At 70.8% G+C, this 22,437-nt stretch carries 21 protein-coding genes; 14 read left to right on the top strand and 7 right to left on the bottom strand.

What is annotated here, in order from left to right; genetic code table 11:
* Positions 1-24: 24 nt before the first annotated feature.
* Positions 25-1,017: a lipoprotein insertase outer membrane protein LolB gene (gene lolB / locus K4L06_RS11875; protein ID WP_343225756.1), complete on the bottom strand. Its 993-nt coding sequence runs from the start codon at positions 1,015-1,017 to the stop codon at positions 25-27.
* Positions 1,014-2,750 (bottom strand): tetratricopeptide repeat protein, encoded by a 1,737-nt coding sequence (locus K4L06_RS11870; protein WP_343225820.1) that lies wholly within the window; start codon positions 2,748-2,750, stop codon positions 1,014-1,016. Before K4L06_RS11870 ends, lolB begins: the two co-directional genes overlap by 4 nt.
* Before the next feature lie 254 nt (positions 2,751-3,004).
* Between K4L06_RS11870 and hemA the strand changes: the two genes are divergently transcribed.
* The 4 genes from hemA to K4L06_RS11850 all read left to right on the top strand — a co-directional run bounded on the left by hemA (position 3,005) and on the right by K4L06_RS11850 (position 7,952).
* Complete coding sequence (gene hemA / locus K4L06_RS11865; RefSeq protein ID WP_221671581.1) at positions 3,005-4,315, top strand: glutamyl-tRNA reductase; 1,311 nt, start codon at positions 3,005-3,007, stop codon at positions 4,313-4,315.
* A gap of 60 nt (positions 4,316-4,375) precedes the next feature.
* Positions 4,376-5,458, top strand: coding sequence for a peptide chain release factor 1 (gene prfA, locus K4L06_RS11860; protein ID WP_221671580.1), 1,083 nt, complete (start codon positions 4,376-4,378; stop codon positions 5,456-5,458).
* Between the two features lie 288 nt (positions 5,459-5,746).
* Positions 5,747-6,205: a GNAT family N-acetyltransferase gene (locus K4L06_RS11855; protein ID WP_221671579.1), complete on the top strand. Its 459-nt coding sequence runs from the start codon at positions 5,747-5,749 to the stop codon at positions 6,203-6,205.
* A 22-nt stretch (positions 6,206-6,227) separates the two neighbouring features.
* On the top strand, positions 6,228-7,952 hold the full coding sequence (locus tag K4L06_RS11850) for a tetratricopeptide repeat protein (RefSeq protein ID WP_221671578.1): 1,725 nt from the start codon (positions 6,228-6,230) through the stop codon (positions 7,950-7,952).
* A 24-nt stretch (positions 7,953-7,976) separates the two neighbouring features.
* On the opposite strand, the gene K4L06_RS11845 is transcribed toward K4L06_RS11850, so the two are convergent.
* A complete protein-coding gene (locus K4L06_RS11845; RefSeq protein ID WP_221671577.1) occupies positions 7,977-9,788 on the bottom strand; it encodes a right-handed parallel beta-helix repeat-containing protein in 1,812 nt (603 codons plus the stop codon).
* Between the two features lie 167 nt (positions 9,789-9,955).
* On the opposite strand from K4L06_RS11845, the gene moaB reads away from it, so the two are divergent.
* The 3 genes from moaB to ppk2 are packed head-to-tail and all read left to right on the top strand — an operon-like array spanning position 9,956 to position 11,666.
* Positions 9,956-10,474, top strand: a complete 519-nt coding sequence (moaB, locus tag K4L06_RS11840) for a molybdenum cofactor biosynthesis protein B (RefSeq protein WP_221671576.1) — start codon at positions 9,956-9,958, stop codon at positions 10,472-10,474.
* A gap of 5 nt (positions 10,475-10,479) precedes the next feature.
* Positions 10,480-10,857, top strand: coding sequence for a helix-turn-helix domain-containing protein (locus K4L06_RS11835; protein ID WP_221671575.1), 378 nt, complete (start codon positions 10,480-10,482; stop codon positions 10,855-10,857).
* Positions 10,854-11,666, top strand: a complete 813-nt coding sequence (ppk2, locus tag K4L06_RS11830; protein ID WP_221671574.1) for a polyphosphate kinase 2 — start codon at positions 10,854-10,856, stop codon at positions 11,664-11,666. The genes K4L06_RS11835 and ppk2 overlap by 4 nt, the downstream gene beginning before the upstream one ends.
* Before the next feature lie 231 nt (positions 11,667-11,897).
* Here ppk2 and K4L06_RS11825 read toward each other — a convergent pair whose 3' ends face one another.
* Positions 11,898-12,641, bottom strand: coding sequence for a helix-turn-helix transcriptional regulator (locus K4L06_RS11825; RefSeq protein ID WP_221671573.1), 744 nt, complete (start codon positions 12,639-12,641; stop codon positions 11,898-11,900).
* 202 nt (positions 12,642-12,843) lie between these two features.
* On the opposite strand from K4L06_RS11825, the gene K4L06_RS11820 reads away from it, so the two are divergent.
* A complete protein-coding gene (locus K4L06_RS11820) occupies positions 12,844-13,197 on the top strand; it encodes a hypothetical protein (protein WP_221671572.1) in 354 nt (117 codons plus the stop codon).
* Complete coding sequence (locus K4L06_RS11815; RefSeq protein WP_221671571.1) at positions 13,194-14,051, top strand: DUF2145 domain-containing protein; 858 nt, start codon at positions 13,194-13,196, stop codon at positions 14,049-14,051. Before K4L06_RS11820 ends, K4L06_RS11815 begins: the two co-directional genes overlap by 4 nt.
* A 509-nt stretch (positions 14,052-14,560) precedes the next feature.
* On the opposite strand, the gene K4L06_RS11810 is transcribed toward K4L06_RS11815, so the two are convergent.
* From K4L06_RS11810 to K4L06_RS11800, 3 genes are read right to left on the bottom strand one after another with little or no spacing between them, the layout of a single operon-like run.
* Positions 14,561-14,830 (bottom strand): acylphosphatase, encoded by a 270-nt coding sequence (locus tag K4L06_RS11810; protein WP_221671570.1) that lies wholly within the window; start codon positions 14,828-14,830, stop codon positions 14,561-14,563.
* Positions 14,827-15,441 (bottom strand): TlpA disulfide reductase family protein, encoded by a 615-nt coding sequence (locus tag K4L06_RS11805; RefSeq protein WP_221671569.1) that lies wholly within the window; start codon positions 15,439-15,441, stop codon positions 14,827-14,829. Before K4L06_RS11805 ends, K4L06_RS11810 begins: the two co-directional genes overlap by 4 nt.
* 2 nt (positions 15,442-15,443) lie before the next feature.
* Positions 15,444-16,709 carry a YihY family inner membrane protein gene (locus K4L06_RS11800; RefSeq protein WP_221671568.1) on the bottom strand — a complete coding sequence of 422 codons (1,266 nt, stop codon included), beginning with the start codon at positions 16,707-16,709 and terminating at the stop codon, positions 15,444-15,446.
* A gap of 107 nt (positions 16,710-16,816) precedes the next feature.
* On the opposite strand from K4L06_RS11800, the gene wrbA reads away from it, so the two are divergent.
* The 5 genes from wrbA (at position 16,817) to K4L06_RS11775 (ending at position 22,341) form a co-directional block, all read left to right on the top strand.
* Complete coding sequence (gene wrbA, locus K4L06_RS11795) at positions 16,817-17,410, top strand: NAD(P)H:quinone oxidoreductase (RefSeq protein WP_221671567.1); 594 nt, start codon at positions 16,817-16,819, stop codon at positions 17,408-17,410.
* Positions 17,407-17,778 carry a DUF2069 domain-containing protein gene (locus K4L06_RS11790; RefSeq protein ID WP_221671566.1) on the top strand — a complete coding sequence of 124 codons (372 nt, stop codon included), beginning with the start codon at positions 17,407-17,409 and terminating at the stop codon, positions 17,776-17,778. The genes wrbA and K4L06_RS11790 overlap by 4 nt, the downstream gene beginning before the upstream one ends.
* Before the next feature lie 114 nt (positions 17,779-17,892).
* Entirely contained in the window at positions 17,893-18,378 is a 486-nt protein-coding gene (locus K4L06_RS11785; protein ID WP_221671565.1) for an asparaginase domain-containing protein, read from the top strand.
* Between the two features lie 435 nt (positions 18,379-18,813).
* On the top strand, positions 18,814-19,434 hold the full coding sequence (locus K4L06_RS11780; protein WP_221671564.1) for an ECF-type sigma factor: 621 nt from the start codon (positions 18,814-18,816) through the stop codon (positions 19,432-19,434).
* 12 nt (positions 19,435-19,446) lie between these two features.
* The gene (locus K4L06_RS11775) at positions 19,447-22,341 is read left to right on the top strand and encodes a serine/threonine-protein kinase (RefSeq protein ID WP_221671563.1); all 2,895 of its coding nucleotides are present in this window, start codon (positions 19,447-19,449) and stop codon (positions 22,339-22,341) included.
* The last annotated feature ends 96 nt before the right edge of the window (positions 22,342-22,437 follow it).

Here is a 22,437-nt window from a genome sequence, read left to right as displayed (position 1 = left end):
GGGCTGCGGATAAGGAGGAGGCGATCAGCGACCGGCGGCGGACGGATGCGCGCGCCGCCAGTCGCTCAAGGCCCGGTTGTAGGCGGTGGCGTAGGCCCGGGCCTGCTCGATCAGGCGCTGGTGGCGCTCGCCTTCGATCACGTCGCCGGTGCCGGACAGGATCCGCATGGCCTGCAGCTTGGGCTGCTCGCCTTGGGCCAGGCCCGGCGCCAGGCAGGCGAAACCGCAGACGCCGATCGGGCGCAGGTCGCCCTGGGCGATATTGCGGCGCAGGTCGGCGGCCGGATCGGCCAGATCCAGCTGCGACAGCTCGCGCTGCAGGCGCTCGGTCTGGCTTTCCTCGGCCGGCGGCGCGCTCGCGTCGCTCGCCCCGCCCTGCCACTGATCCACGATCAGCCGCACCCGCGCGCCGTCGCGGCGCGCGTCCAGCCGCGACGGCAGGTCGCCGGTCGCAGGCCATTCGTAGCCGATCCGCCAGCCGCCCTGCTCGATCGCCTGCGGCCGGCCGTCGGCGCCCGGCGCGACCTGCGCCTGCGGGCCGCCCTGCGCCGGCAGCGCGCGCAGCCAGTCGGCCAGGGCCGCGACCGGAATCTCCCAACCGGTGGCCTCGCGCAGCAATGCGGCAGCATCGCCGCCCTCGCGCGAACCGCCGTCCAGGCCTTCCAGGCGCGCCGCGCCGGGGCCGCCGCTCAGGCGCCAGCTCTGCCGGGTCACCGGCGCGCTCAGCGCGACTTCGAAGGCGGCATCGCGCTGGCTCCATTCGATCCGGCCGCTGCCGCCCTTGCCGGCGTTGGACACGGCGATGCGACCGTTCAGCGACCAATCGGCCTGGCCGCGCAGACGGGCGACGCGCGCGGTCTCGCGCGCCGCGGCGTCGGCCGCCGGCACCACCGTCTCGGCCGGCGGCGAGCGCCGACCGGGCTGGCTGGCGCAGGCGCCGAGCAGCAGCGCCAACGCGGCCGCGCCGGCCAGGCGCGCCGCGGCGCGCGGCGTGGGGGCGATCCGGGCGGCGCTCACAGGCCCAGCTTCTTCAGCGCGCGCAACAGCGAGCGGTTGTCGGGGTCGATCTGGCGCGCCTGTTCGAAATACTTGCGCGCTTCCTCGCGCTTGCCGGCCTGCCACAGCACCTCGCCCAGGTGGGCGGCGACTTCGGCGTCCTTCTGCAGGGTCAGGGCCCGGCGCAGTTCGGTTTCGGCTTCGGCCATGCGGCCCAGGCGGTAAAGCACCCAGCCGTAGCTGTCGATCACCGCGTAGTTGTCCGGCTCGGCGGCGCGGGCGCGCTCGATCAGTTCCAACGCTTCCTGGTAACGGGTGGTGCGGTCGGCCAGGGTGTAGCCGAGCGCGTTGAGCGCGGCGCTGTTGTCCGGCTCGGCGACCAGGATCCGGCGCAGGTCGGCCTCGGCGCGGGCGATGTCGTCGCGGCGCTCCCAGCTCAGGGCGCGGGCGTAGAGGATTTCCGGCTCGTCCGGGAACGCGGCCAGGCCGCGGGCGAAGGCGTCGCTCTCGCCGGCGTCGTTCTTGTCGTCGGCGCGCAGGTTGGCTTCCAGCAGATAGGCGTCGCGGCGGGCGTCGTCCTGGATCGCGGCGTCGGCCTGCATCGCGCGCAGGTTGGCGTAGGCCTCGCCGGCGCGATCGAGCTTGTGCAGGACGTTGCTGCTGCGCAGGCGCGCCAGCGAGCGCTGCGAACCGCCCGGCACGCCCTGGTACCAGGCCAGCGCTTCTTCGTTGCGCTCCAGGAATTCGGCCAGTTGCCCCAGCAGCAGGCGCCGCGCCGGATCGGGCTTGGCCGCGCTGGCGCGCAGTTCGTCGTAGAGCTTGGTCAGGGTCGGCTTGTCTTCGGCGCGGGCCAGGTAGGACGCACGCAGCGCATAGGTCTGCTCGTCCTGCGGGCCGCGGCCGAGCACGGCGGCGACCTGCTGGAAATCCTTCAAGGCCTCGTACTGCTCGGCGATCAGCGCGCGCAGGCTGTTGTCGCGCTCGGCCTGCGGTTCCAGGGTCTGCAGCAGCTTGCGCGCCTCGTCGGGCTTGCCGTCCTCGCGCAGCTGGCTGGCCCGCAGCAGGGCCACGCGCGGCTCGCCCGGGAACCGCTCGACCACTTCCTCGACGATGCGCTCGGTCAGCCTGGGCCGGTCCAGGCGCTGCGACAGGCCGCCGAAGGCGACCCAGGCCATCAGATTGCGCTGCGGGATCTTGCCGCCGTCGACGATCTTCTCCAGCACGCGCCCGGCCTGCTCCGGGTCCTTCGAGCCGGTGGTCAGCACCACCAGCACCTGGCGCCAGCCGGCCTCGGGATCGGCGGCCATCAATTCGTTGAGCTGGCGCAGGGCCGCGCGGTCGTCGCCACGGCGCAGCGACAAGGTGGCCTCAGCGGCGGCCACGCCGCTGCCCTGGCCGCCGAGCTTGCGCCACAGCGCCAGCGCCTCGCCGGCGACCTGGTCCTGCTTGGCCAGGACGGCGATGCTGGTCGCGCGCTCGGCCAGGCCGGCGTCGCCGGCGGCGCGCGCGGCCTTGAGATAAGCCGTGGCGGCATCGTTCAGCTTGCCGGCCTGGAGGGCGAATTCGCCGCTCATCAGCGCTTCCAGCGACGACCCGGTCGGATCGGCCGCGGCGCGCTCGCGGATGGTCGCCTGGGCGGCTGCCAGGGCCGCGGCCGACGGCGCCGGCGGCACCGCCGCGGCCCGCACCGGGGCCGCCAGCAGCGCGCCGAGCAGGCCGACGCCGAACAGGACCGCGCCGATCCGCCGGGCCAGGGTGTCGGCGCGCGGCGCGGCAGCGCCGTCGTCGCGGTCGTAGCCAGCGTCTATTGGACCGATCGGGCAAATCGAATGGTAGAAAACCACGTCGGGACCAGTGGGCCGGTAGAATGGCGGCCTTCAGCAGCCCGCAGCTTATCGCAAGCACCTGAACCGATGTCCCGCCGCACTCGCCGACCGATGAAACTTTTTCGCTGCGTTGCGACGGCCATGCCGCGCGACGCGGCGACGAGCGGAAACCGCGCGCGCCGATGAGCCTGTTCGTGCTCGGCATCAACCACCAGACCGCGCCGGTCAGCCTGCGCGAACGGGTGGCGTTTTCGGGCGAGACGGTGCCTGCGGCGCTGGCCGCGCTGCGCGGCTTGGCCCCGGTGCGCGAAGTCGCCCTGCTGTCGACCTGCAACCGCACCGAGGTCTACGCGGTCGCCGACGACGACGGCAGCGCTCTGGCCGAGTGGTTGGCGACCCATCCCGACGACGCCGGCGACCTGCACGCCTATCTGTACCGGCACCGCGACGCCGATGCGGTGCGCCACCTGTTCCGGGTCGCCACCGGGCTGGACTCGCTGGTGCTCGGCGAGCCGCAGATCCTCGGCCAGGTCAAGGACGCCTGGGCAGTGGCGCGCGCCGCCGGCAGCCTCGGCGGCCAGCTCGACCGGTTGTTCCAGCAGGCGTTCTCGACCGCCAAGCGCGCCCGCACCGATACCCGCATCGGCGCCAATCCGGTCTCGGTGGCTTCGGCGGCGGTGCGGCTGGCGCAGGAATCCTTCGCCCGCCTGGAAGACTCGACCGTGCTGCTGATCGGCGCCGGCGAGACCATCGAGCTGGCCGCGCGCCACCTGGTCCAGGCCAAGGCCAAGCGCCTGCTGATCGCCAACCGTACCCTCGCCCACGCCCAGGACCTGGCCAGCCGCCACGGCGGCTTCGCCCTGCCGCTGAGCGAACTCGACCGCCACCTGGCCGAGGCCGACATCGTGCTGTCGGCCACCGCCAGCCGCGAACCGATCCTGCGCCGCACCGACGTCGCCGCCGCGCGCGCGCAACGCAAGCACCGGCCGATGCTGCTGCTCGACCTGGCCGTGCCGCGCGATATCGCCGCCGACGTGGCCGACCTGGAAGACGTGTTCCTGTACACCGTCGACGACCTGGAACGGGCGATCGAAGACAATCGCCGCAGCCGCCGCGAAGCGGCGACCGAAGCCGAGGCGATCGTCGAGCTGCAGGTCGCGCGCTTCGTCGAAACCCTGGCCGCCAGCACCCGCACCGCGCCGATCAAGCGCCTGCGCGACCACGGCGAAGCCGCGCGCGCCGAGGTGCTGGCCAAGGCCCAGGCGCAACTGGCCGCCGGCCAGGACCCGGCGCAGGTGCTGGCCTTCCTCGCCAACACCCTGACCAACCGCCTGCTGCACGCCCCCACCGTGGCCCTGCGCGAAGCCGCGCTGAGCGGCAACCCGGAGCTGGCGCGGGCGGCGGACAAGATGTTTCCGGCGCTGAAGCCGGGAATGGGGAGTGAGGAATCGGGAATCGAAACAGCGGGTTCGCCGGACGCCGACGAGCGTTAGCGTCGTCGCGCGCCTGCCGTTCCGATTCCCGATTCCCTATTCCCCATTCCCGGCACCCCAATGACCCCCACCCTGCGCCGCAAGCTCGAAGCGCTCGTCGAACGCCGCGAAGAACTCGAACGCCTGCTCGCCGATCCCGGCGTGATCGGCGACAGCGCGCGGTTCCGCAAGTTCTCGCGCGAGTTCGCCCAGCTCGAACCGGTGGCGTTGGCGCTGGCCGAGGAAACCCGGGCCAAGGCTGACCTGGCCGCGGCCGAGGCGATGCGCGCCGATCCGGAACTGCGCGAGCTGGCCGAGGAAGAAATCGGCGCGGCGCAGGAGCGGCTGCAGCGGCTGGACGTGGAGCTGCTCGCCCACCTGATTCCCAAGGACCCGCGCGACGAGGGCGACCTGTACCTGGAAGTGCGCGCCGGCACCGGCGGCGACGAGGCGGCGATCTTCGCCGGCGACCTGTTCCGGATGTACGCGCGCTATGCCGAACGCCAGGGCTGGAAGGTCGAGATCGAATCGGCCAACCCGGGCGAACACGGCGGCTACAAGGAAATCATCGCCCGGGTCGAAGGCCGCGGCGCCTATTCCCGGCTCAAGTTCGAATCCGGCACCCACCGCGTGCAGCGGGTGCCGGAAACCGAATCGCAGGGGCGCATCCACACCTCGGCGGCGACGGTGGCGATCATCGCGGTGGAGCCGGAAGGCGAGCCGATCGAGATCAACCCGGCCGACCTGAAGATCGACACCTTCCGCTCCTCCGGCGCCGGCGGCCAGCACGTCAACAAGACCGAGTCGGCGATCCGCATCACCCACGTCCCGACCGGCACGGTGGTCGAGAACCAGACCGAACGCAGCCAGCACGCCAACCGCGACAAGGCGCTCAAGCGCCTGCAGGCGATGCTGGCCGACGCCGCGGCGGCCAAGGCCGCGGCGGCGCAGGCCCAGGACCGGCGCCTGCAGGTCGGCAGCGGCGACCGCAGCCAGCGCATCCGCACCTACAACTTCCCGCAGGGCCGGATCACCGACCACCGGGTCGAGGGCCTGACCCTGTACGACCTGCCCAACATCGTCGCCGGCGACCTCGACGCGCTGATCGGCCGGCTGATCCACGAGCACCAGGCCGACGAACTGGCGCGCCTGTCGGCCGATTGAATCTGCCCCCTCTGCAGGAGCGGCGCAAGCCGCGACAACCGCAGCGACGCACGAAAGCGAACGATCCGAAGCCCGGAAGATCGGTTGGTTTTCCGACCATGCGCCCGGCGCCCGATCTTCGGCCGTACCGCTCGCGCACACCGCGGCGGTGGGTCCCGGCTGATGACCGAAGGAAATCCCCGCGGGACGCCGCTCCTACAAACGCGCAACAAATCGCCGGCCGGCGGTCATGACGCCGCGCGAGCGCTGCGGCCATAATCGGCCTTCCCTTCTCGGACCGCCTCCCGCATGAGCCTTTCCGTCCGCCGCGCCGGCCCCGACGACCTCGATCTGCTGGCGCCGCTGTTCGAGCGCTACCGCTTTTTCTACACCCGGCGCGAGGACGCGCAGGCCTCGCGCGCCTTCATCGGCGAACGCCTGCAGCGCGGCGATTCGGCCCTGTGGCTGGCCCGCCTGGACGGGCGCGACGGCGCCGGCTTCGTCCAGCTCTACCCGACGTTTTCCTCGGTGCGCGCGGCGCGGGTGTGGGTGCTCAACGATCTCTACGTCGAAGCCGATGCGCGCCGCCGCGGCGTCGCCCGCGCCCTGCTCGACGCGGCGGCCGGCTTCGCCCGCGCCGACGGCGCGGTGCGGCTGGAGCTGGAAACCGATCACGACAATCGCCAGGCGCAGGCGCTGTACGACGAGGCCGGCTGGCAGCGCTACGACGGCACCCAGCGCTACCACCTGCCGTTGAGCTCGGTTTGAACCTCGCTCCGGGACTGCCGCGATGAACGATCCGCGCCTGCCGCTGCGCCAGGCCCTGCAACGCAATCCGGGCGATGCGATGGCCTGGATAGTATTGGCCGAGCACGAACTCGATGCCGGCGACGCGCGCAGCGGCGAGGCCGCGGCGCGGCGCGCGCTGGCCTTGCGTCCCGGGCACCCGGAGGCGCTGGCGCGGCTGGGCCGGGCGCAATGGATGCTGGGCCGGCGCGAGGACGCCGTCGCCAGCCTGGGCGAAGCGGCGCGCGCGGCGCCGCAGCATCCCGGCATCGCGGTCTGGCTGGCGCATGCGCTGGAAGACGTCGGCGATGCCGAGGGCGCGCTCGGCGCCTACGGGCGCGCCTATGCGCTGGCGCCGCGCGAGCCGCAGCTGGCGGCGTATCTGCTGGCCTGGCGGCGCAAGCTGTGCGATTGGCGCGATTTGCCGGCGCTGTCGCAGCAGGTGCGCGACGCGGTGGCGCAGGGTCGCGCCTCGGTCGAGCCCTTCGCCTTTCTCAGCGAAGACGCCAGCCCCGCCGAACAGCGCCGTTGCGCCGGCTTGCGCGCGCAACTGGTCGCGCAGTCGGTGCGCGCGCTGCCGCCGGCGCCGGCGCGCGAGACCGCGGCGCCGGTACGCGCCGGCTTTTTGTCCAACGGTTTCGGCGCCCATCCCACCGGCCTGCTGACCGTGGCCCTGTTCGAGGCCCTGCACCGCCGCGGCGGCCTGGCGGTGCATCTGTTCGCGCTCAACCGCGACGACGGCAGCGCGATCCGGCGCCGCCTGCACGCCGCCTCCGACGCCCTGCACGACGTCTCGCAGCAGCCGCACGCGCAGATCGCCGCGACCATCCGCCGCGCCGGCATCGACGTGCTGTTCGACCTGCGCGGCTGGGGCGGCGGCGGCACGCCGGAAGTGCTGGCGATGCGGCCGGCGCCGGTGCAGGTCAATTGGCTGGCCTATCCGGGCACCTCCGGCGCGCCGTGGATCGACTACGTGCTCGCCGACCGCTACGTGCTGCCCGAATCGCTGGCCGCCGATTTCAGCGAAACCCCGGCCTGGCTGCCGCGCTGCTTCCAGCCCTCCGACACCCGCCGAGTACCCGCGTCGATGCCCTCGCGCGCCGACTGCGGACTGCCCGCAACCGGCGTGGTGTTTTGCTGCTTCAACAACAGCTACAAATTGAACCCGCGCAGCGTCGCGCGCCTGCTGGCGGTGTTGCGCGCCGTGCCCGGCAGCGTGCTGTGGCTGCTGTCGGGCCCGGGCCGCGCCGACCAGCGCCTGTGCGAATTCGCCGCCGCCCAGGGCGTGGCGCCGGAGCGATTGGTGTTCATGCCCAAGCAACCGCAGGCCGAGTACCTGGCGCGGCTGGGCCATGCCGATCTGTTCCTCGACACCGATCCCTACAACGCCCACACCACCGCCTCCGACGCGATCTGGGCCGGGTGCCCGGTGCTGACCGCGCCCGGCGCGACCTTCGCCGCGCGCGTGGCCGGAAGCCTCAACCACCACCTCGGCCTGGACTCGCTCAACCTCGCCGACGATGCGGCCTTCGTCGACCGCGCCGCCGCGCTCGGCAACGACCCCGCCGCCCTCGCCGCCTTGCGCGCCGAACTGGCCGAGCGCCGCCGCAGCAGCGGCTTGTTCGACATGGACGGCTTCGCGGTCGACTTCGCCGCGATGACCCTGGCGATGGCGCGACGCCAACGCAAGGGTCTGGCCCCGGCGCCGTTGCAGGGGCCGGAACGCTGACGCTCCGGCCGGTGACGAACGCGCTCAGCGTACGGTCGCGTAACCCAGCAGGCCTTCGTTGGTGCGGCCTTCGCAGCCCGGATCCCAGCTCACGAAATAGTCCTGGTTGTAGCGGCAGCGGTAGAACGGCTGCGCGCCGACGTAGCCCGCTTCGAAGCTATAGCCCAGCACGCTGTGCAGCGTGCCCATACCCTCGCAGCTGCGATCCCGGCTCGGAAAATCCTCGGCCGCGCTGCCGTTCTTGAAGCAGCGCAGGATCGGTCCGCCATCCGCGCCCGGACGGGAATGCGAGCTCAAACCGAAGCCCGATTCGAACACGGCGCCGCGCTCGTTGCGGGTGTTCGCTTCCTGGTGCCAGCCGTTGAACACCGAGCGGTGAATCACGTAGTTGGCATCGCCGTTGCGCTTAAGCGACGGAACGGCATCGGAGAAGGTGTTGCCCGATTCGGCGACGTTGAAGTTCTTGAACACGCTGACGCCGAGCACCCGGTTGGACACCAGGCTGGAACTGGCGTCGACCGCGCCGTGCTCGTTGAGGAAGAACGCCATGCCCTTGATGTTGTAGAGATAGTTGCCGGAGACGTCGAGGTCGCGGACCACGTCCTCGGCGCCCAGCTCCATGCCCCAGACGTCGGTGTTGCTGCAGGTGGCGCAGAAGCCGTCGCCGATCACGTTGTCCTGCACCGTCACGTGCGCGCTGTTGGGCAGGTAGAGCTGGCCGCCGTTGATCTCGCGGCCCAGAGGGTCCAGCCACATGCCCTTGTAGTGGTTGCCGGTCAGGACGTTGCCGCGGATCAGGTTGTGCCCGGGAGCGTCGCCATAGACGCCCTGGAAGGCGATGCCGTTGGTGCGGGTATGGGTGAACACCGAATCGCTAACCGTGACGTAATGGCTGGGCACCGAGAAGTCGCCGACCACGGTGCCGACGTAGAGGCCGATGATGCCCGAGTCGGCCACCAGCGAACGATTGAAGTTGAACACTCGCGTGCCGGAGACATAAATCGCGTAGCCCTTGCCGTGATAGACCTTCAGCCCCTGGAAGTCGATATTGTCGGACGAACTGACCAAGGCCACCGAGGGGCAGTCGTCCTCGGGCCGGCAACCCGGCACGTTCTCGTCCTCGTCGATCGCCAGATCGCTGACCCGGACGTACGAGGATTGGTTGATGTTGATGGCCGGACAGGCCGCGCGCGGCGCATAGCGCGACAACGTGTGGCCGTTGCCCTGGACCACCTTGTAGGCGCTGAAGTCGAGGTTCAGCAGCGCCCCGCCGCTGCCGGCGGTGGTGCAGCACTCGGCGCCGGTGCAAGCCACGTCGGCATTGAAATTGAATACCTGGTACTGGGCGCGATTGGCCACGCACTGGTTGAGCGAGGCCAGGTCTTGGATCTGGCAGGTCGCAGCAATGCCGCCGCCGGGCATGACGACGCCACCAGGCGTTCCGATCGGCGCACTGCCGCCGGGGGCGACACCGTAGGCGTAGATCGGCTTGCCGCCGAACTGGACCCAGTCGCGGTCCTGGATCGCGACCGCGAAACGATGCGCCGCGCCGGAACTGCCGCAACTGGCGGCCACCGCCGGCTCGCTGGCGGCGTTGGCCGCGAAGCGGCCGACGAATTGCCCGCGCGGATAGGGCGCATCGACGAACACGTCGACCTGGATCGAAGCCGGATTGCCGGACTCGCAGGTCCAGCCGGACAGGACCGGATGGCCGCCTTCGCCCGAATAGAAGCCGTCGACGTTGCCGAGCACGGCCGCGCCGGCCGTGGCGCTGCCGAACAGGCCCAACAGTGCCAGCAGCCGGGCGGCCGCGCGACACAGCGAAACATTACCCATGAGCGATCTCCTCGATTATCGCGTTCGTTCCGGCGGCGCCGCTCCGGCGCCACCCGCCCCGGCAAGCGAAGCGCGCGACAGGGTATCGGAACATGCCAAATGTGCGTCTCGCCCGCTGCGTCCGGCCGCACTGCCCGTCCGGCGTCGGTTTGCGCTAGGCTGCGCCCATGACCGCCGAACGCGATTTCATTGCTCTGAACCTGTGCGTGTTGACCGTGTCGGACACGCGCAGCCTGGCCGAGGACAGCTCCGGCGATTATCTGGTGCAGTCGCTGACCGAGGCCGGCCATCGCCTGGCCGAGCGTGCGCTGCTGCCCGACGACCGCTACCGGATGCGCGCGACGGTGTCGCAGTGGATCGCCGATCCGGCGGTCGACGGCATCCTGGTCACCGGCGGCACCGGCTTCACCGGCCGCGATTCCACGCCCGAGGCGCTGCTGCCGCTGCTGGACAAGGAAATGCCGGGTTTCGGCGAACTGTTCCGCGCGATCAGCTTCGACGAGATCGGCACCTCGACCCTGCAGTCGCGCGCCTTCGCCGGCCTGGCCAACGCCACCTTCCTGTTCTGCCTGCCGGGTTCGACCTCGGCCTGCCGCACGGCCTGGGAAAAAATCGTCCGCGCCCAGCTCGACGCGCGCACCAAGCCGTGCAACCTCGCCACCCTGCGTCCGCGCCTGAAGGAGTGATCGGCATGTCGTTGGACACGACCCTGCGTTTGCTGGCCAAGGCCAGCGGCCTGAGCGTCGCCGACCTGGCCACCGCGATCCCGCGCGCCGGCGCGGCCACGGTCAGCGCCTGGCTGCGCGGCGAGAAGCTGCCCGGCAAGGACCAGCTCGACGCGCTGGCGCGCGCCTTCGGCGTGCCGGCCGGCGCCTTGTTGGCCGAACTGGCCAGCACCCTGGACCCGGCCCGCACCCAGGGCGAGCACGACCTGCTCGCCGCCTACCGCGCGCTCAGCTCGCGCCAGCAAGGCGCCCTGCTCGAAGTCGCCACCGGCATGGCCGGCACCCGCCGCAGCGCGCCGCCGCGCGCGCCGCGCAAGCGCGCGGCCAAGAAGGCCGCGCGATGAGCAAGCCGGCGAAGAGCGCGCCGCTCAAGCGCAAGGACTACGAAGCCCAGCTCGAACCTTTGCAGTTGGAACTGGTGGCGATGGCGCGCTGGCTGCAACACAGCGGCCGGCGCGTGGCGGTGCTGCTGGAAGGCCGCGACACCGCCGGCAAGGGCGGCGTGGTCGGCGCCCTGTCCGATCACCTCAACCCGCGCCAATGCCGCATCGTCGCCCTGTCCAAGCCGAGCGAGCGCGAGAGCGGGCAGTGGTATTTCCAACGCTACGTGCCGCATTTGCCCGCGGCCGGCGAGATCGTCCTGTTCGACCGCAGTTGGTACAACCGCGCCGGGGTCGAGCGGGTGATGGGCTTCGCCACGCCGGAGCAGGTCCAGGCCTTCCTGCGCCAGGCGCCGACCTTCGAGCGGCTGTTGGTCGACGACGGCATCCTGTTGTTCAAGTACTGGCTGTGCTGCGACCAGGAGCAGCAGGAGCAGCGCTTCGCCGAGCGCCTGGACGATCCGCTCAAGCGCTGGAAGCTGTCGCCGATCGACCTGGAAGCGCGCAAGCACTACGACGATTACACCCACGCCCGCGAGGCCATGCTCGCGGCGACCCACACCGAGCATGCGCCGTGGACCCTGGTCGATTTCAACGACCAGCGCCAGGGCCGGCTGAGCCTGATCCGCGACCTGCTCGCGCGCCTGCCCGACACCCGGGTCGAGCCGGCGCCGCTGAAGTTCCCCAAGCTGAAAGGCAAGCCGTCGACGGAAAAATACGGCGTGGTGCAGCCGATTCCGGCGGCTGGCCACAAGCGCAAGAAGGCCGATTGACGCCGCCCTTCCTGTAGGAGCGGCGTGAGCCGCGACCAACAGAAGAGGTGTCCGAAAGCGCGCTTCCCGAAGCCCGGACCTGCGGCCGCGCTTCGGCGAATCCAAAGCCCGCATCCGGTCTTCGGCCGAAACGCTGGCGTACACCGCTGCGGTTGGTCGCGGCTCACGCCGCTCCTACAGGGAGGCGGACAATGCGAGAAGCCGGTTGGCCGATCGGCCCGACGGCTGCGATCAGTCGCCCTGCGAACGCCGGAACGGGTGGAACAGCTGCAGCAGCCAGGGCTTCTGCGCCAGCACCAGGCTGACCCCGACCCGCTCCTGCGCGCTCAAGGCCGCGTCCCGCGCCAGCAAGGCGTCGAACTCGCGCGCGACCTCGCCCAGGCGCTGCCTGAGCTCGCGGATGCCGGCGGTGCTCAGCGAGCCGCTGAGCAGCAACAGCACGTCCTGCTCGCCGTCGAAGGGATCGGCGAAGAAGTCGCCGAGCAGGTGGTGGCGGAAATAGCGCTCCATCGGCCCGTCGGCGCGCCAGCGGAAATTGCGCGCGGTCAGCGGCCGGCCGCGGTTGCCGGGCATCAGCTCGATGATGCCGAGCCGGTCCAGGCGCACCATCAGCTGGGTCCAGCGCACGTCGTCGAAGACGAAATGCGCCTGCACGTCGGCCTGCTTCCAGCGGTTCAAGGTCAGAAACAACGCCACCAGCAGGGCCGGGTCGTCGACCAGGGCCTGTTCCTGGGCCTCGCTGAGCATGGCCATCGGCGCGCGGCCGCGCGCGGCCTCGGCGCTGAGCTCGGCCAGGCCGATATCGAGCACGTCGCAGATCTGCTCCAGCCGGCGCAGGCTCATCGCCCGGCGCGAGAACATGCGCTTGACCGCCGCCTCGCTGAGCTTGAGCCGGCCGGCCAGGTCGCGGTAGGTCAGCTCCTGCGCGCGCAGGAACCGCTTGAGGGCATCGACGAGCTCGAGAGTAAGCGCCATGGGTAGCAAAATACTCTACTGACGATAGAAATCCGAGCCACCTTGTCGATCATTGTTGCCAACCGCGCCGCGGCGCCCGAGTCTGGCCGCGGTCCCGAACGAGGAGACGCGAATGCCAAGGATTGCCGAACGTCTGCTTCCCCTGGTTCTGGCCGTTTCGGCCGCCGCTGGCCCGCTGGCAGGGATGCCGGCCTTTGCGGCGGTGCAATCCGACGGCCTCAGCCGTCAGTCCGAGGCCAGCCTGGCGGCCTCGGTGGAAGTCCCGGCGGCCGCGGCCCAGGCCTTGTCGCAGGGCGCGCGGTTTTCGGTCGCCGCGATCGAGGCCAGCGCCCAGGGCGCCGCGGTCACCGTCTCGGCCGTCGCCGCCGGCACCTCGATCGTCATAGCGTTGTCGGCGCAACAAGCCGCGCGGCTGGGCCTCAAGGTCGGCCAGGCCGTGGTGGTCACGGCGGTCGCCGCCGGCTGGCTGATCAGCACCGCAGCCGGCGAGGCCTTGTGCTTCGTGCCCAACCAATCCGCCCGCGCCCTGCTGCACAGCGAGCGCATCGACACATGAGCCTCGCCGCTAGCCCCTACGCACCGCATCGCGCCCTACGCGCCGTGCTGCTGGCCGCGATGCTGCCGCTGCCGCTGCAGCCGTTCGCCGCCGCAGCCGGCACCCGCTGCGAGAACCGCAGCCTCGATGCCGACCGGCTCGCCGCCGCGGCGCAAACCGCCCTGACCGTCGCCGCGGCCCTGGACCAGCGCGACGCGCCGCTGGCGCTGGTGGCGCGGGTCGGCACCGATCTGTCGGCGCAGGGGCTGGTTTACAGCCACGTCGGCTTCGTGGTCCGCGACCACCCGGCCGGGCGCTGGAGCGCGGTGCATCTGCTCAACGAATGCGGCAGCGACCGCTCCGGCCTGTACGCCCAGGGCCTGGTGAATTTCTTCGCCGACGACCTGGTCAACCAGGACGCGCGCATCGTCTGGCTCGAGCCGGCCTTGGCGCAGCGCCTGGCCGAACGCTTGCGCGCGCTGCCGCAGCCGTCGCTGCACCAGCCGCGCTACAACCTGATCGCGCGCCCAGGCAGCGTCGAGTATCAGAATTCCACCGCCTGGGTGCTGGAGACCGTGGGCGCGGCCTTGGCCGAGGACGCGTCCGGGGCCAACCGCACGCAGGCCTACCGCGCCGCCGAACGCGACGGGTTCCGGCCGGACCGGATCCGCATCCCGTATTCCAAGCGCGTGCTCGGCGGGCTGTTCGGCAACAATATCGCCTTCACCGATCACTCGGTCGCGACCCGGCTCGGCGGCGAGTATCCGGTGGTGACGGTGCGGGCGATCGTCGAATACCTGGTGCGCAGCGGGCGGGTGCAGGCGCAGCAGGAATGGCGCCATGGCCGGCCGATGGAGCGCCTGGGGGCGTTATGAGAGGCGCCTAACCCGCGGCGGCGCGAGACGTTGGCGTTGCGAGGAGGAGCGAGAGCAACCCCTGCCCGTCCGGCCGGCAGGCCTAGCCTGCTGGCGTTCGATCGTGCGCGAACCTGCCGTTCGCAAGCGCACGCTCTCACCCTTATTCAAAGGAGGGAACGGCAAAAGCGGGGAACTGGAGATTGCGGACTTTAGGTCGGGTGCGATCGACATGCGTTCGCTGCTCCGGCCGTCAGATTGACGGGCGCGCCAACCGTGGCCCCTTTGACTCGGCAACGCGTCCGGTGCTCCGGCGGTTGGTTGATCGACGCGCCAACCGTGGCCCCCTTTGACAAAGGGGGCCGGCGCCCGATGCATGCACGAAGCCGACAGCGGACTGCAGCGCGGGGGATTTGCTTTTCGGTGAGTTGCGCAAGGACAGGAACAACCGCGCTTTGCCTTTTTAAAGAGGACAGCCGCTTGGAAAGCGAGCGCCACGAAGGACGACTTGAGCTTGGCGCGGGAACGGCTCAGCCGCAGAGGAAGCCGGGGCCGGCGTCGGCCTCGTCGGCCGGATCGCGCTGCAGGCGGTCGACGCGCGCGTTCGGCGGTCCGTGGGTTAGCCATTGCGCCAGGCGCTCGATCGCCGCGGCGTCGCCGGCGGCCAGCACCTCGACCCGGCCATCGGCGAGGTTGTTGGCGTAGCCGCGCAGGCCCAGGGCCTGGGCCTGCTCGCGGGTGCTGGCGCGGAACCACACGCCCTGCACCTTGCCGCTGACGAAAAAGCGCGCCGCGCTCATGGGCTGCCGGCCGCACCCGGCGCCGCCGGCTTCTCGCCCGGCTTGGGCCCGCCGGCCTTGGCGATCGCGTCTTCGATCTTCTTCGCGTCGACCGCGCCGAGGAATTTCTCGGCGACCTTGCCGTCCGGCGCGATCAGGTAGGACATCGGCAGGCCGCGCGGGGTGTCGAAGGCCGGCGGCGGCGAGGCCACGTCGACCACCGCGATCGGGTAGGAGACCGGATGCTGCTTGAGGAAGGCCTGCATGTCGGCCGGCTCGATCTCCTCGTAGGCCAGGCCGACCACGTCGATGTGCTCGCGCATCGTGTCCAGCGCCGACAGCTCGGGCATTTCCTTGATGCAGGGGCCGCACCAGGTGGCCCAGAAGTTGATCACCACCCAGCGCCCGCGGTGCTCGGCCAGGTCGAAGGTCTTGCCGTCGATAGTGGCGATGCGCAGCTGCGTCGTGTCGCTCGCCGGCTCGGCCGTCGGCGTCGGCGTCGGCGCCGGAGTCGGTGCGGGCGAGGCAACGGGCGCCGGCTTGGCGCTGTCGCCCTGCGGCGCCGACGGCTGGCAGGCCGCCAGCGCCAGCGCGGCGGCGAGCAGGATCGGGCGCGAGTACGGTCGGTTCATGGTCACTCCGGTTCGGCGTGGATGCTGGACACGCGTCGTTTCATCAGCGCGCGCAGTGGCACGCGCAGTTCGTCCATCGCCGCCATCGCCGACTGGCCCAGCGAGTCGTCGCGGCACGGCAGCACCGCCTCGGCGATGGGTATGCGCAGGTTGCAGGCTTCGTACAGCTCGCCCAGGGTCAGCTCATCCAGGTCGCGCGCCAGCAGCCATTCGCCGTTCTCGGCCCGGCGCACCACGTTGATCTCGCCCAGTTGCTCCAGCATCTGCTGGATCAGGGCGTCGGTCAGCATCGGTTCCAGTTGCTGGATCTCGTCGATGTGCAGGCCGCGGCCGAGCTTGCGCGCGCCGTTGAAGCGCGCCAGCAGGCGCAGCAGGCCGTAGATCTCGAAGCCCAGCGGCAGGCGCATCGACGCGGGCTGGTAGCGGAACGCCGAGATCGACGAGGCCAGCGAGGCGCCCAGCAGCACCGCGACCCAGCTCAGATAGATCCACAGCAGGAAGATCGGCACGAAGGCCAGGGTGCCGTAGATCTTCGAATACGAACCGAAGCTGCCCAGATAGAAGCCGATGCCGCTTTTGATCAGCTCGAACAGCACCATCGCCAGGAACGCGCCGGCGGCGGCGTGACGCCATTTGATCGTGCGGTGCGGCACCACCCGGTAGATCGCGGCGAAGGCGATCCATTCCAGCGCCATCGGCGCGGTGCGCAGCAGCAGGCTCTCCAGCCAGCGCCCGGGCTGGGTGGCGAACACGTCCATGGCGAAGAAGCGCGCCGAGATCGCCAGGCTGGCCGCGGCCAGCAGCGCGCCCAGGGTCAGCACCGTCCAGTACACCAGGAACCGGCCCAGGCGCGGCCGCGGCGAGTGGATGCGCCATATCCGGTTGAACGCCGACTCCACCCCGTTGAGGGTGATCAGCAGCGACACCACCAGGGCGATCACGCCGGCGGTGGTGAGCTGGCCGGCGTTGGCCGAGAACTGCTTGAGGTAGTTCTCCACCGAGCGCGCCGCCGAGGGCACGAAGTTGGAGAAGATGTAGTCGCTGAGGCGGTCGCTCCATTCGCCGAACATCGGGAACGCCGACAGCACCCCGAACACCACCATCGACAGCGGCACCAGCGCGAACACCGTGGTGTAGGACAGCGCGCCGGCGGCCTGGAACAGGTTGTCGTCGAGGAAGCGCCGCGCCAGGAAGCGGAAGAAGGTTCCGGCCCGGGCGCGATCGCGCACCCGTTCGCTCCAGCGATAGATCGAATCCAGAGGTTCCATCCGGCGCAGGGTAACCGATGGGACGTGGGCGGGGCATGCAGGCCGGGCCGCCGCAGCGCCAAGCCCGCCCCCGCTCCCGTATCCTGTGCGGCGCAAAGGAGACTCCGATGAGCGAAGTTCTGGTGCTGTATTACAGCCGCGGCGGCTCGGTGGCGCGGCTGGCGCGGCAGATCGCGCGCGGGATCGGCGAGGTCGACGGCGTCGCCGCGCGCGTGCGCAGCGTGCCGCCGGTGGCCGCGATCACCCAGACTGCGGCGCCGCCGGTGCCGGATGAGGGCGCGCCCTACGTGGAAGCGCGCGACCTGGCCGAGTGCGCCGGCTTGGTGCTCGGCAGCCCGACCCGGTTCGGCAACATGGCCGCGCCGGTCAAGCACTGGCTGGACGGGCTCGGCGCGCAGTGGGCCAGCGGCGCCCTGGTCGGCATGCCGGCGGCTGTGTTCACCTCGACCGCGAGCCAGCACGGCGGCCAGGAATCGACCCTGCTGACGATGATGGTGCCCCTGCTCCACCACGGCTGCATCCTGGTCGGCCTGCCCTATACCGAGCCGGCGCTCAGCAGCACCCGCGGCGGCGGCACGCCCTACGGCGCCAGCCACGTCGCCGGCGCCCAGGACGATCCGCAGCTCAGCGACGACGAGGCCCAACTGGCGCGCGCGCTCGGCCGCCGGGTCGCCGAACTGGTGCTCAAGGTGAGCCGGTGAACGCTCCGGCGCCGCGCAGCCGCGCGCAGACGCTGCTGCTGGCCGCGCTGCTCGGCCTGGTCGCGCTGTTCTCGTTCTGGTACCTGCTGCCGCAACGGCACCTGCTGGCCGGGCTGCTGGTGTTCGTGCTGCCGCCGGCGCTGCTGGCGCTGGGGGTGTGGCGGCGCAGCCGGCGCGCCGGGTACTGGTCGGGGGTCTGCGCCCTGGCCTGGTTCTGCCACGCGGTGATGTTGGCCTGGTCGTCCCCGGCCGAGCGCGGCTACGCCTGGATCGAGTTGGCCCTGGCCCTGCTGGTGATCTTCGCCGCCAACCAGCCCGGCCTGGCGGCGCGGTTCGGCCGCAAAGCCGGCGATAAAACCGGCGCCTGAACCCCGCCGCGCGGCGGCGGCCGGGATACGCGCCCGCACGGTGCCGGCGCGGCTCGGAGGCGCGCGCCGGGGCCTATAATCGCCATCCGTTCCCGACCACGCGACTCACCCGAGATGGACAAGCTCTGCATCGTCACCACCGGCGGCACGATCGACAAGATCTACTTCGACGACAAGTCGGACTACCAGATCGGCGAACCGCAGATCGGCCACATCCTCGACGAACTCGGCGTGGCGTTCCGCTACAGCGTGATTCCGATCATCCGCAAGGACTCGCTGCACATCACCGCACAGGACCGCGAGCTGATCCGCGCCACCATCGCCGCCCAGGACGCCCAGCACGTGCTGGTCACCCACGGCACCGACAGCATGGTCGAGACCGCCAAGATCCTGGCGACCATCCCCGGCAAGACCATCGTCCTCACCGGCGCGCTCAATCCGGCGCGTTTCCGCGGCTCCGACGCCGAGTTCAACATCGGCACTGCCGTCGGCGCGGTGCAGTCGCTGCCGGCCGGCGTCTACATCGCCATGAACGGCCGCATCTGGGACCCGACCAAGGTGCGCAAGAACGTCGAGGCCAATCGCTTCGAAGCGATCTGAGCCCACCGGCGACGACGCCGGCTCGGTTTCCCTACGGGCGCCCTCGGGCGCCCGTATTGTTTTATCGAGGCATAGGCGCCCAGGGCGCCCGGTTTGTTTCGATCCATACGTCAAACGCCGCTTCGGCGATGGTTCTGACCGCACTCGATGCCGACGAAATCCGCTCGCCTCCTCGCCGTGTTTCGCGAGACATCGGCGCGGACCGAAGTGGCCGCGCCCGCAAGCGCGATGGCCGCACCGACGGCCTCGCCGCAGGCCGACGGTAACCGCGGACGGACGATCTCCACCGGCTTCGGACGCCACGCAAGAATGTGCTTTGTTGCACTAGTCCGCCTCCCGGCCCCGTTCGTCGCCTCGATCGGCCCCTTGGCTGGCTCAATTTCGTGATAACAATCACAATTAATGCCGTTACCCGAGCCTGGAACCGCTCCGTCCATGCCCGCCGCCCAAGCTTTGTGGTCCCTGCCGGACACCACGGTCGAGTCGGTGACCGTCCTGCTGCACCAGGCCCGCGGCGGCCGCAGCGACGCCTGGGACCTGATCTACAGTCGGATCTACCAGGACCTGCACCGGCTCGCCCGCGCCCAACTGCGACAGCGCCGGCGCCACGCCCCGCTGTCGCCGACCTCGCTGATCAGCGAAGCCTGGCTGAAGATGGCCGGCGCCGCCGAGTCGGCGGAAAGCCGCTTCCATCTGATCGCCCTGGTCGCGCGTGCGATGCGTTACGCGATCCTCGACGAGACCAAGAAGGCGGTCGCCGACAAACGCGGCAGCGGCATCGAATTCGTCGATCTCGACGGCCAGCATCGGATCGGCGAAAGCGCGCGGATAGAGCAACTGGTGCTGATGGACCAACTGCTGGACCACCTGGGCAAGATCGACGAACGGCTGGTGTCCATCGTCGAACTGCGCTATTTCGGCGGCTTGAACGACAAGGAGATCGGCGCCCTGCTCGGGCTCGGCGAGGACCGGGTGCGGCGCGAATGGCGCACCGCGCGCAGCTACCTGATCGCCCGCCTGGGCCAGGGCGACTCGCTGGACTTGCCGGCGCACTGAGCGGTGGCGCGCATGAGCTCGGTCGACGCCCGCGTACTGTCCCTGTTCCGCACTTACGTCGACCTGGAGCCGCGCCGGCGGCCGCACTTCCTCGACGACGCGCGCCGCGACGACCCGCAAGCGCATGCCTTGCTGGCGGCGATGATCGCCGCCGATGCCGATGGGCATCCGCTGGACCGCTCGCTGCCGTCCCTGACCGGCGCGCTGCCGGCCGGCAACGACGACGACGCCCCCGGCGAAGGCGAGGACCGCATCGGCACCCGGCTCGGGCCGTGGCGATTGGTGCGCAAGATCGGCCAGGGCGGCATGGGCATCGTCTACGAGGCCCTGCGCGACGACCGCCAGTACGAGCAACGCGTCGCCCTAAAGTGCGTGCGCGCCGAACTGTCGTCGCCGCGCCTGAGCGAAGCCTTGCAAGCCGAACGCAGGCATCTGGCGCGCCTGCAGCACCCCAACATCACGCCGCTGCTGGATGGCGGCGTAGATCCGCAAGGCCATCCCTGGTTCGCGCTGCAGTACGTCGAGGGCGAACCCATCGATCGCTGGTGCGATCGCCGCGGCAAGACCTTGCGCGACCGCGTCGCCTTGCTCGGCCAGGTCTGCGACGCACTGGCCTATGCGCACGCCCAGGGCGTGCTGCACCAGGATCTCAAGCCGTCCAACCTGCTGGTCACCGAGGAAGGCCGAGTGCAGTTGCTCGATTTCGGTCTGGCCGCACCGTTGAGCCTGAGCACGGAAACGCAGGCCGCGCCGCTGGCGCTCACGCCGGGCTACACCGCGCCGGAAATCGTGTTCCGCGGTGCGGCGCCGTGCATCGCCTCGGATCTTTACTCGCTGGGTGCGGTCATCGCTCAGTTGCTCACCGGCGTAGCCCCCTCGCGCTCGCTGCTGGCCCAGGCCAGTCAGTGGCTGGCGGCGCCGTCGCCGGGCGCGAGCGCAGAACGGCTGGTCCACGCCGCCGCCACGGCTGCGCCGCAAACGGTCGCGAACCGCAACCTGCCCGGCAACCGCGCCCTGGTCCGACAGGTCAGCGGCGACCTCGCCGCGATCGTCGAACGTTGCCTGCACGCCGATCCCGCGCAGCGCTACCGCAGCGCGGACGAACTCGGCGACGACCTGCAGCGCTGGCTGCAGCAGCGTCCGGTGCGCGCGCGCGACGCCGGCCGGCTATACCGCGCTGGCCGTTTCCTGCGTCGGCATCGACTGGCGCTGGGCCTGGCCGGCGTAGCCGCGCTGACTGCGGCGATCGGAAGCGGCGCGACCTGGTGGCAGGCCTATCGGGTCGAGCGCGAAGCCCAGGCTACTCTCGCCGTAAGCCGGCTGTTCGAGGAAACCCTGGGCTCGGCGACCCTGTCCGGACTCAGCGATACGCCGTTCTCCTCCAATGCCTTGCTGCGCGACGTCGAAACCAAAGTCCGTGCGCTCGACCTCTCGGCTCAGCCGCGCACGTTTGCCGGCGCACTAGCCTCGTTGGCGCGCAGCCATGCCGTGATCGGCGACTACGCCAACGCCACCCGCCTGGCCGACGAGGCTGCACGCCAGCTCGATCGCGACGGAGCGCCTTCGCTGGAAACCCGCGCCACCTTGGCCTCGCTGCTGAACCTGCAGGCGCGCCACCGCCAGGCGCGCAGCGTCGCCGAGCGGGCCCTGGACCAGGTGCCCCACGATCCGGCCAGCCGGCCGCTGCGGGTGCGCCTGCTGACCGAAATCGCGCGCAGCGATTGGGAGCTGCTGCAGCACCGCGACGCCCAGGCCGCGCTCGACGCGGCGCTGGCGCTGGCGCAAGAGCCCTCTGGAAACGCGCCGGCGCCGTATGCCGAACTGTTGATCCTACGCGGCCATTGGAATGCGCGCCTGCTGAACCTACCGCAGGCCGAAGCCGATTTCCGCCGCGCCATCGCCGTCGCCGCCGCGCAGCCGCCGCTGGCCAATCAAGCGCGCGAAAAGCTGGTCAAACTGCTGACCCTGCAGGAGCGGTTCGCCGAAGCGCAGAACCTGGCCCAGCGCCTGCTCGCCGAACGTCGCCGCACGCTCGGCGACCGCCATCCCGATACCGGACGCGCCTGGGTGGCGCTGGCCGACAGCCAATGCGCTGGCGAGCGTCCCGAGGATTGCCGGTCCTCGATCGAACGCGGCAAAGACATCCTGCGCGCGCGCTACGGCGAATCGCATCCGGAGTACGCCGAAGCCTTGCGCGTATCGACCCAGCTGTACTTTCTCGCCGAGCACAGCTACGCCGAGCGTTTGGCCGAGATGCGTCGCGTCGTGGCGATCTTAAGCGCCGCCTACGGCCCCAGGCACGAAGCCGCGCTGCGCGCGCAGGCCGACCTCGGGGTAATGCTGCTGCATCGCAAGCCCACAACGCTACCGAGCGAAGAACGGCAACGCCTGCTGGCGGAGGGCATGGCGCTGTTGGCGACGGTGATCGACGAAGCCAACCGGCAAAAGATCCCCATCTTCACGCCCAAGCTGTACTACGCACGCGAGCTGGCCAACCGCAATATCGGCGGCGACCGCACCGCCGCGAGGCAGCTGATGGGCGAAGTCGCTGCCGACAGCGAGCGCTACTTCAGCGCCTCGCACAGCCTGCGCTTCCGCATTCTCTACAGCCTGGCGCAGCTCTCCTATTACGAAGGCGATCTGGCTGCGGCCGATGCGCAACTGGCGGCGATCACGCCGCAAGTCGAAGCCGCCCTGCCCCAGCTCCGGGCCAGGCTGGTGCTGTGCAATATTCTCAACACCCGCGCCAATATCGCCCTGCGCAATGGCGACCGTGAAGGCGCACGCCTGTTCCTCCATCGCTTGCGCGATACGGCTCTGCGCTGGCTCGGACCGGGGCACCCCTGGGTCAAGCAGGCCCAGGACGGACTCGATTCGCTAGCCCGCACAGGCCGCTTCACGACCTGAGCCCCGCCCCTTTGGCCCAGGATCGGCAGGGCCATACGGCTCGGCGACGATGCCGTCCGCGCCTCACACCGCGCCAGGACGAGTCCAGGCGCGGAC

The sequence above is a fragment of the Lysobacter sp. BMK333-48F3 genome (assembly GCF_019733395.1).
Lineage (GTDB): Bacteria > Pseudomonadota > Gammaproteobacteria > Xanthomonadales > Xanthomonadaceae > Lysobacter.
The sequence above is the reverse complement of the archived record's forward strand: the minus strand, read 5'-3'. Positions and strand labels throughout refer to the sequence as shown.

Coding starts and splice junctions, on each gene's coding strand:
- hemA (WP_221671581.1), top strand. CDS start 3,005: ATGAGCCTGTTCGTGCTCGGCATCAACCACCAGACCGCGCCGGTCAGC.
- moaB (WP_221671576.1), top strand. CDS start 9,956: ATGACCGCCGAACGCGATTTCATTGCTCTGAACCTGTGCGTGTTGACC.
- K4L06_RS11825 (WP_221671573.1), bottom strand. CDS start 12,641: ATGGCGCTTACTCTCGAGCTCGTCGATGCCCTCAAGCGGTTCCTGCGC.
- K4L06_RS11805 (WP_221671569.1), bottom strand. CDS start 15,441: ATGAACCGACCGTACTCGCGCCCGATCCTGCTCGCCGCCGCGCTGGCG.
- K4L06_RS11850 (WP_221671578.1), top strand. CDS start 6,228: ATGAACGATCCGCGCCTGCCGCTGCGCCAGGCCCTGCAACGCAATCCG.
- K4L06_RS11855 (WP_221671579.1), top strand. CDS start 5,747: ATGAGCCTTTCCGTCCGCCGCGCCGGCCCCGACGACCTCGATCTGCTG.
- wrbA (WP_221671567.1), top strand. CDS start 16,817: ATGAGCGAAGTTCTGGTGCTGTATTACAGCCGCGGCGGCTCGGTGGCG.
- K4L06_RS11785 (WP_221671565.1), top strand. CDS start 17,893: ATGGACAAGCTCTGCATCGTCACCACCGGCGGCACGATCGACAAGATC.
- prfA (WP_221671580.1), top strand. CDS start 4,376: ATGACCCCCACCCTGCGCCGCAAGCTCGAAGCGCTCGTCGAACGCCGC.
- K4L06_RS11845 (WP_221671577.1), bottom strand. CDS start 9,788: ATGGGTAATGTTTCGCTGTGTCGCGCGGCCGCCCGGCTGCTGGCACTG.
- K4L06_RS11810 (WP_221671570.1), bottom strand. CDS start 14,830: ATGAGCGCGGCGCGCTTTTTCGTCAGCGGCAAGGTGCAGGGCGTGTGG.
- ppk2 (WP_221671574.1), top strand. CDS start 10,854: ATGAGCAAGCCGGCGAAGAGCGCGCCGCTCAAGCGCAAGGACTACGAA.
- K4L06_RS11800 (WP_221671568.1), bottom strand. CDS start 16,709: ATGGAACCTCTGGATTCGATCTATCGCTGGAGCGAACGGGTGCGCGAT.
- K4L06_RS11835 (WP_221671575.1), top strand. CDS start 10,480: ATGTCGTTGGACACGACCCTGCGTTTGCTGGCCAAGGCCAGCGGCCTG.
- K4L06_RS11815 (WP_221671571.1), top strand. CDS start 13,194: ATGAGCCTCGCCGCTAGCCCCTACGCACCGCATCGCGCCCTACGCGCC.
- K4L06_RS11775 (WP_221671563.1), top strand. CDS start 19,447: ATGAGCTCGGTCGACGCCCGCGTACTGTCCCTGTTCCGCACTTACGTC.
- K4L06_RS11780 (WP_221671564.1), top strand. CDS start 18,814: ATGCCCGCCGCCCAAGCTTTGTGGTCCCTGCCGGACACCACGGTCGAG.